Origin of the sequence: Streptomyces sp. (assembly GCF_019510245.1) — a bacterium.
In the GTDB taxonomy this organism is placed as follows: Bacteria; Actinomycetota; Actinomycetes; order Streptomycetales; family Streptomycetaceae; genus Streptomyces.
The window spans coordinates 1-7,310 of sequence record NZ_JAEKKT010000334.1 but is presented as its reverse complement, the minus strand read 5'-3'; the positions used below and the strand labels follow the sequence as shown (position 1 = coordinate 7,310).

Here is a 7,310-nt window from a genome sequence, read left to right as displayed (position 1 = left end):
CTCCGGATGGTTCCGGGTCTCGGTCGTGGTGCACGTCGCGGCGGCGTCGGTGTGGCTGGGGTGCGTACTGCGCGTGGTCGCGGCGCGAGCCGAGCGGCGTCGTGATGTCCTGACCCGGGTCGCGCCGCTGGCGGTCACGTCGGCGGTCGCGGTCGCGGTGTCCGGCATCGCGCAGGCACTGGCCGACCGGGTCCGGGTCGACGGGATCGCCTTCGACCGGCTGGTCCTCGTGAAGGCCGTCCTGCTCGTGCTGGCCACGAGCCTGGGCGCGTACGGGGGTGGACGACTGCGCTCCCTGGAGCTGATCGCGCTGGTCGCTGCGGCCGGGATCGGTGCAGCTCTCACCGCCCTGCCCTCCGCACCACCTGCCGGGCGGCCGATCCTCACAGCTGCGGGCACCCTGGTGCCGCAGCGGCCGGGGACCAACTACCTGCACGGCGACGGGCAGTGGCAGCGGCTCGAGCTGCCGGCTGGTCGCTCCACGCTGCGCCTGGCGCGTGGCACCCTGCTCGTCGACACCGGCCACCGCCGGGGACTGCAGCCCGACGGACCTGAGTGCGCCACCGCCCTGCTCGTGCGGCCGTCGCTGGACCGCTGCCCCGACCAGGTGCTCGAGCCCGAGGACGGCGCATCCCTGCAGGCCCTGACCGGCTGGTTGCGCGGCAGAGGGTTGACGCGCGTCAGACTCCAGGGAGATCACAGCCCGCGGAGCCGGGCAGCGACAGCGCTCCTGGGTGCCGGCACGACCAGCCCGCAGGCGCTCGTCCTGACAGGGACGTGGGAGTCGGCAGCGGCGACCCTCGGCCGCATGGGGCGACGGGTGCCGGAGGGCGGCGTGTACCTCGCGCCGTGGCTGATGGCGGGGCCGTTGCTGACGGCGTACGCAACAATGGCGCCGCTGGTGGTGCTGCCGTTCGACCCGACGGGCGCCGACGCGCTGCGGTACGCCGCGGCGCTGCCGGAGGGGGAGGTGCCGACGGCGGCGGGATACCGCGCGTGGGGCGGCGCGATGTCCACGCCGCGGGTGTGGGCGACGGCGCCGGCGAGCGTCTTCCCGCGCGACCTCGGGCACGACCACGCGGCCGCGAACGGGTGGTTCCCGGGCGGGGCGCTGGTCCCGGTCGGTGATCTTCACTCGTACGGGTCAAGAGAACAGGGTGGTCAGCGGTCGACAACCTAGGCATGTCGCGCGTGTGCCCGGTCGGCCACCCCTCGGCAGAGGGCATGAGGTCCTGCCCGCTCTGCGGTCGGAAGTACGTGAGTGAGGAGCAGGTCGTCCTGCCCCCCACGAAGGAGGAGGTCCTCGCCGAGTGGCGAGCCCGCAGGCGCGCGGCCAGGGCAGCGGAGGCGGAGGTGGCAGTCGAGACCGCGCTGCCGACGGAGACCGTCATCCCGGCAGCGCGCGCCCCCGAGGAGGCGCTCGACCCGTACCCGGAGTCCCGGCGCCCGGTCGTGCCCCTCGAGGTGGCCCCCCGGCTGCTGTCGGTCGGGGCGGCGGCGATGTTCGTCAGCGCGTTCGCGCTGGGCGAGAGCGTGATGGCGCTGAACCTGTTCAGCTAGGGCTGTGACAGGCTGCCGGTCGTGAGCACCATCGCGATCACCGGGGCGGCACGCGGCATCGGCGAGGCCATCGCGCGCGAGCTCGCCTCGCGCGGCCACCGGCTGCTGCTCGGCGACCTGGACCCGTCGGTGGTGGACCTCGCCGGCACCCTCGGCAGCGTCGGCGGCGTCCTGGACGTCACCAGCGACACGTCGTACGACGCCTGGTGGGCGCTGGTCGACCACGTCGACGTGCTCGTGAACAACGCCGGCGTGATGTGGGTCGGGCGGTACGACGAGGAGCCCGAGGCGACGGCCCGGGCGCAGTTCGACGTGAACTTCCACGGGGTGGTGCGCGGCACGAGGCTGGCGGTCGCGCGCGGGACGAAGACGGTCGTCACGGTGGCGTCCGCAGCGTCGTACGTCGCGCCGGCCGGCGAGGCGACCTACGCGGCCACCAAGCACGCCGTGCACGGCTGGATGAAGGCGGTGCGGCAGGAGCTGCGCGGCAGCGGCGTGCAGCTGTGCCTGGTGATGCCGACGGTGGTCGAGACCGAGCTGGCGGCCGGGACCTCGGCGGGCGGCGTCCCGCTGCTGCAGCCCATAGACGTGGCGCGGGCGGTGGCGGACGTCATCGCGCGACCGCGGTTCGAGACCTTCGTCCCGGCGCGGGTGTCGGTGCTGGCGCGGCTGCTCGCGGTGCTGCCGCAGCGCGGTCGGGACCTGGCGTACCGGCGGCTGGTGCCCGACCAGCTCCGCAGCGGCGACGCGCAGCGACGGGCGGAGTACGAGGCTCGCTTCCGCGGCTGACCCCGGTTCACCCGAAGGGATGAAGCGGTCGTCGTGGTTACCGGTCGATCTTGCGGTCGTGAAGACCGGCTGCCCGGTAGGGCACCCCTCGGGTGCAGGTCGGCACTGCCCGCTGTGCGGCCGGGCCTACGTGCCGCTGGACCAGGTGCACCGCCCGGCGGTGGCGCTGCCCGCGCCGCGGCACGCCCGTGACGACGAGCCGGCCGAGCCGTACGTGGAGCGGGACCCGGAGTTCCAGGTGGAGGCGCTGGCGCTGCTGTCGAGCCTCGCCAGCGAGTTCGACTACTGAGGCAGTTCGTCTGGCTTCGGGGTGAGAGGAGCCTCTCGCCCGAGATATCCCTTGCACCGGGCATGTGAAGGCAGCGACCGAACCGTCCGATGCTTCTACAGTCTGAAGCCACGCGCTCACGCTCGGGAGCGCCCTGTCGTGGGGATCACCTAGTGCCTGCACTCTTCCGCGTCGCCGTCACCGCTGCCCTGACGGCCGTCGCGGTGACCGGCACGGCCGCACCGGCCGGCGCGTCGCCGTCGTCGGACGCCGTCGGCAACGCCCAGGCACGGGCGATGGCGCGGGCCCTGGCGGCGCAGCACACGAGCGGCAAGTCGGTGCTCATGGTTCACGCACCCGCGAAGGGCATCCCTGCGCTGGCGAGGAAGGCGACGGGCAAGGGGGCCAAGGTCCGGCACCGGTTCGACAGGCTCGGCGCCTTCTCGATCTCCGTCCCGCAGGCGCAGGTCGGTGAGGTGGCGGCTCAGCTGCAGGCCTCCGGAGCCTCCGTCACGCCCGTCGCCACCCGGAAGCTGCAGAGCACGCCGAACGACCCTGGCTACGCGCAACAGGCGGCCTACTACAACAACGTCAAGGCGCCCGCGGCCTGGGACCTCGGCCACGGCTCGCCGAGCGTCAAGATCGCGATCGTGGACAGCGGCGTCGACGTCACGCACCCCGACCTGGCCGGCAAGATCGCGCTGGGCGACCGGTACAACGCCAACGACGGCTCAGCGAACGTGACGGACCAGCTGGGTCACGGCACCTTCGTGGCCGGCGTCGCCGCCGCTGCCAGCAACAACAGCGCGGGCGTCGCGGGCGCCGGTTACGACTCGTCGCTGATGGCGGTCAAGGTCGCCGACTCCGCCGGCGACATCAGCGTCGACGACGAGGTCGCCGGCATCGACTGGGCCGTCTCGAACGGCGCCGACATCATCAACCTGAGCCTCGGTAGTCCTGACTACGACCCGACGGAGGCGAACGCCATCGCGGCTGCTCAGGCCGCCGGGGTCCTCGTCGTCGCCGCTGCCGGCAACGAGGGCACCTCGGCCAGGGACTACCCCGCCGGTCTCAGCGGCGTCATCGCCGTGGGCGCGACCAACGCGGCCACCGGCCTGCGCACCGGCTTCAGCAACTACGGCTCGTGGGTCACGGTCGCGGCGCCGGGCTACGACATCTTCTCCACCACGCCGCTCGCGGGCTCGGAGTTCTTCCCGGGCACCGGCGGCTACGACTTCGGCGACGGTACGTCGTTCTCCTCGCCGCTGGTCGCCGGTGAGCTCGGCCTGCTGGCCGCGAAGGCTCCCGGCGCGACCCCGGCACAGCTCAAGCAGGCCGTCATCAGCTCCGCCCATGCGATCAGCGGCGCGCAGCTCGGTGCCGGCCTGGTGGACTTCGCCGGCGCGTTCGCGAAGCTGCCCCCCGGTACGACGCCGACCCTGACCTCGCCGACCGTGGCGCAGGTGCTGTCCGACACCGCGACCCTGACGGCCACGTCGAGCGCCGGGCTCGTGCAGTTCAGCGTCGACCACAAGGCCGTCGGCGGCCGGGTCGCCGTGAGCGGCGGCACGGCCAGCACGACCTGGTCGTCGTGGAGCGTCCCGAACGGCGCGCACGAGGTCGAGGCCGCTGACTGCAACGTGAACGGCTGCTCCGCGGCCAGCGCCGTTGCCGTCACGGTGTCCAACGCGGTGCCGACCCTGAGCGCCCCGGCGAACGCTGCCGAGGTGAGCGGCGTGGTCGGCCTCGCGACCAGCACGACCGCTCCCGCCGTCCGCTTCGCCGTCGACGGCAACCCGATCGGGGCGGTCGTCCCGACCTCCAGCGGCACCGCCGCCACCACCTGGCCCTCCTTCGGCTGGGCCAACACCGGCCACACGCTGTCCGTCGCCGGCTGCAGCCTGACCGGCGCGTGCGGCGATGCGAGCAGCATCTCGGTCACCGTCAACAACGCTGCGCCCGCGGTGACAGCCCCGACCGCCGGGTCCGTGGTCGGTGCCGCCACCACCTTCACCGCCACGGCACCGGGCGGCGGTGTGGCCTTCCTCATCGATGGCGTGAAGCGCGGCTTCGACGGCACCGCGCCGTACTCCGCTGTCGTCAACCTGTCGCTCCTCGCCGACGGCGGTCACACGGTCACCGCGCAGGGCTGCAGCGGGGGCGGATCGCTCTGCGGCGGTCCGGTCTCCGCGTCGGTGAGCTTCACCTCCAAGTCGCTGCACCCGCAGCTCGTGGCGCTGACCACGCCGATCAGCCCGAACGGCGACCGGCTCCGCGACGTGAGCAACGTGACGCTGCGGCTGCCGGACGTGGAGTCCGGCTCCTGGAGCGTCCTCACGCCGACCGGGACGGTGTTCAGCGGACCGCACGGGTTCGGCACGCTCGGCAAGGGCGACCACGGCTTCACCTGGAACGGCCGCAGCAACCACGGCACCGTCGCGAGCAACGGCCTGACCTACACCGTGCAGGTCGCGACCAGCGCCACCATCAGCGGGAAGCCGGTCAGGGGTCTCGTCACCCGCGGCGTCCTGGTCGACACCGCGCGGCCGGGGCTCGGCACCATCGTCGGGTCCAACGCCGGCTTCTACCCCATCGTCGACGGCTACAAGGACACCGTCGCGCTGGGCGCCACGACCAACGAGCGCGGGACGCTGTCGCTGCGGATCACCAACAGCAGGGGCGCGACGGTCAAGACGGCGAACCTGACCACCGGCACCGGCACGAAGGCCTACCGGTTCAACTGGAACGGCCTGAGCAACAGCAGAAGGCTCCTGCCGGCCGGCGGCTACCGGTTCTCGTTCACGATGACCGACCTCGCCTCCAACCGGCGGGTCAGCAGCAGCTACCCGCTCACCCTCTCGTGGAGAAGGCTGGTCACGAAGACGGCCTACCTCGTGCGGAACGGCAACGCGACCTACGCCAAGGGCGGCTCCGCCGACTGCGCCTACCCCGCGTACTCGACGTACACCTACGGCCTCCGGCTCGTGAACGCCTGCAACTCTTCGACCGACGGCCCGCAGGTCGCCGCCGCCTACTACTGGTTCCGGCTCCCGGCCGCGATCAAGTACACCGGGATGCGCTTCGACAGCTACGGCCTCACCCACTACACGAGCGTGCTGGACGGCGTCGCGCTCTACCCGATCACCGGTGAGTTCGACGAGTTCAAGGCGCACAGGGTCACCAACCGGAGCTCGGCCTGGACGACCATGACGCGGCCCGGCCTGGACCACATCGGCGCCGGCGGGATCGTGCGGGTCGGCATGGGCGTCGAGGACAACTCGAGCAGCCACGCCGACTGGGACATCAAGTACACCCGGCTGGTCGTGAGCTACCAGGTCCTCGGCTAGGAGCGAGACGCTGAGGCGCCTGCTCGTCCTGCTGCCGCTGCTCGCGGCCTGCAGCACGGCGCTCACCCCGCCGAAGCTGTCGAGCGACGTGCAGCACGTCTTCAGCGGGCTCTACGTCACCCAACAGCAGCTGCTCGGCCGGACGCTGTCGGCGGCTGACCTGCACACGTTGGCGAGCTGCAGCCGCACCGGCTCTACGCACGACGGGCCGGGGGAGGACTGGCTCTGCTCGGTCCAGTTCCTCGACAGCGGTACGGCGTCGGCGCAGGCGTTCGAGGTCCAGCTGAAGGCGGACGGCTGCTGGACCGCCACCGGTGCGGCCGCCACCCAGCCGGCCCAGCTCGTCGACCCGGTGACGTCGCAGCGGCTGACGAACCCGCTGGCCGAGTTCGACGGCTGCCTCGACACCAGCTGGCGCTAGGCAGGACCCGGGGCAACGGCGTCGAAACACGTCCCATGAAGCGCCGCACCGCCCTGCTCGCCGCCCTGGCCCTCGTCGCCGGTCTCGCCCCCGTCGTGCAGGCCGCCACGCCCCACAAGCAGTACGACGTGACCATCCGGTACACCGAGTACGGCATCCCGCACATCACGGCACGCGACTACGGCAGCCTCGGATATGGATATGGATACGCGCTCGCCTCGTCGGTCCTCTGCACGATGGCCGACACGTACACCACGGTGCGGGCGCAGCGGTCGAAGTTCTTCGGCCCCGACAACGGCTACGTCTTCCGCGGCAACGGCGCGAGCGTCAACAACCTCAACAGCGACTTCTTCTTCCAGCAAATCAACGACGCGAAGACCGTCGAGAAGCTGCTCGCGCAGAAGGGCCCGAACGCCCCGAAGCCGGAGATCCGGCAGGCCGTGACCGGCTACGTCGCCGGCTACAACCGGTGGCTCAAGACCAACAAGATCACCGACCCCACCTGCGCCGGCAAGCCGTGGGTCACGCCGATCACCGAGCTCGACGCCTACCACCGCTTCTACCAGCTGGCCCTGCTCGCCTCCGGCGGCGTCGCGATCGACGGCATCGGCGGCGCCCAGCCCCCGACCCCGTCAGCACCGGTCCCGACGCTGGACACGGCGAAGCTCGCCGAGGGCCTGCAGAACGAGTTCAAGGGCCTGGCCATCGGCTCCAACGCGGTCGCCCTCGGGCCGCAGATGACGAAGAACGGCCACGGCCTGCTGCTCGGCAACCCGCACTTCCCGTGGATCGGCAGCGAGCGGTTCTTCCAGTCGCACCTGACGATCCCGGGCAAGCTCGATGTCGCGGGCGGTTCGCTGCTCGGCGTCCCGATCATCCTCATCGGGCACACCGCCCACCAGGCCTGGTCGCACACCGTCTCCAC

Annotated in this window: 6 protein-coding genes and 1 pseudogene; all 7 read left to right on the top strand. The window is 72.1% G+C overall.

Features of this window, described 5'->3' with window-relative positions; genetic code table 11:
- Positions 1-1,180: pseudogene (locus JF597_RS50490) on the top strand (hypothetical protein); the annotation flags it as partial.
- A 77-nt stretch (positions 1,181-1,257) separates the two neighbouring features.
- Positions 1,258-1,560, top strand: a complete 303-nt coding sequence (locus JF597_RS50485) for a hypothetical protein (protein WP_294013083.1) — start codon at positions 1,258-1,260, stop codon at positions 1,558-1,560.
- 21 nt (positions 1,561-1,581) lie between these two features.
- Positions 1,582-2,349 (top strand): SDR family NAD(P)-dependent oxidoreductase, encoded by a 768-nt coding sequence (locus tag JF597_RS50480; RefSeq protein WP_294013080.1) that lies wholly within the window; start codon positions 1,582-1,584, stop codon positions 2,347-2,349.
- 58 nt (positions 2,350-2,407) lie between these two features.
- Positions 2,408-2,638 (top strand): hypothetical protein, encoded by a 231-nt coding sequence (locus tag JF597_RS50475; protein WP_294013077.1) that lies wholly within the window; start codon positions 2,408-2,410, stop codon positions 2,636-2,638.
- Positions 2,639-2,790: 152 nt separating this feature from the next.
- Complete coding sequence (locus JF597_RS50470) at positions 2,791-5,964, top strand: S8 family serine peptidase (protein ID WP_294013074.1); 3,174 nt, start codon at positions 2,791-2,793, stop codon at positions 5,962-5,964.
- 88 nt (positions 5,965-6,052) lie between these two features.
- Positions 6,053-6,385, top strand: a complete 333-nt coding sequence (locus JF597_RS50465; protein WP_294013071.1) for a hypothetical protein — start codon at positions 6,053-6,055, stop codon at positions 6,383-6,385.
- A gap of 35 nt (positions 6,386-6,420) precedes the next feature.
- The coding region (locus JF597_RS50460; RefSeq protein ID WP_294013068.1) for a penicillin acylase family protein at positions 6,421-7,310 on the top strand (890 nt) is incomplete at its 3' end.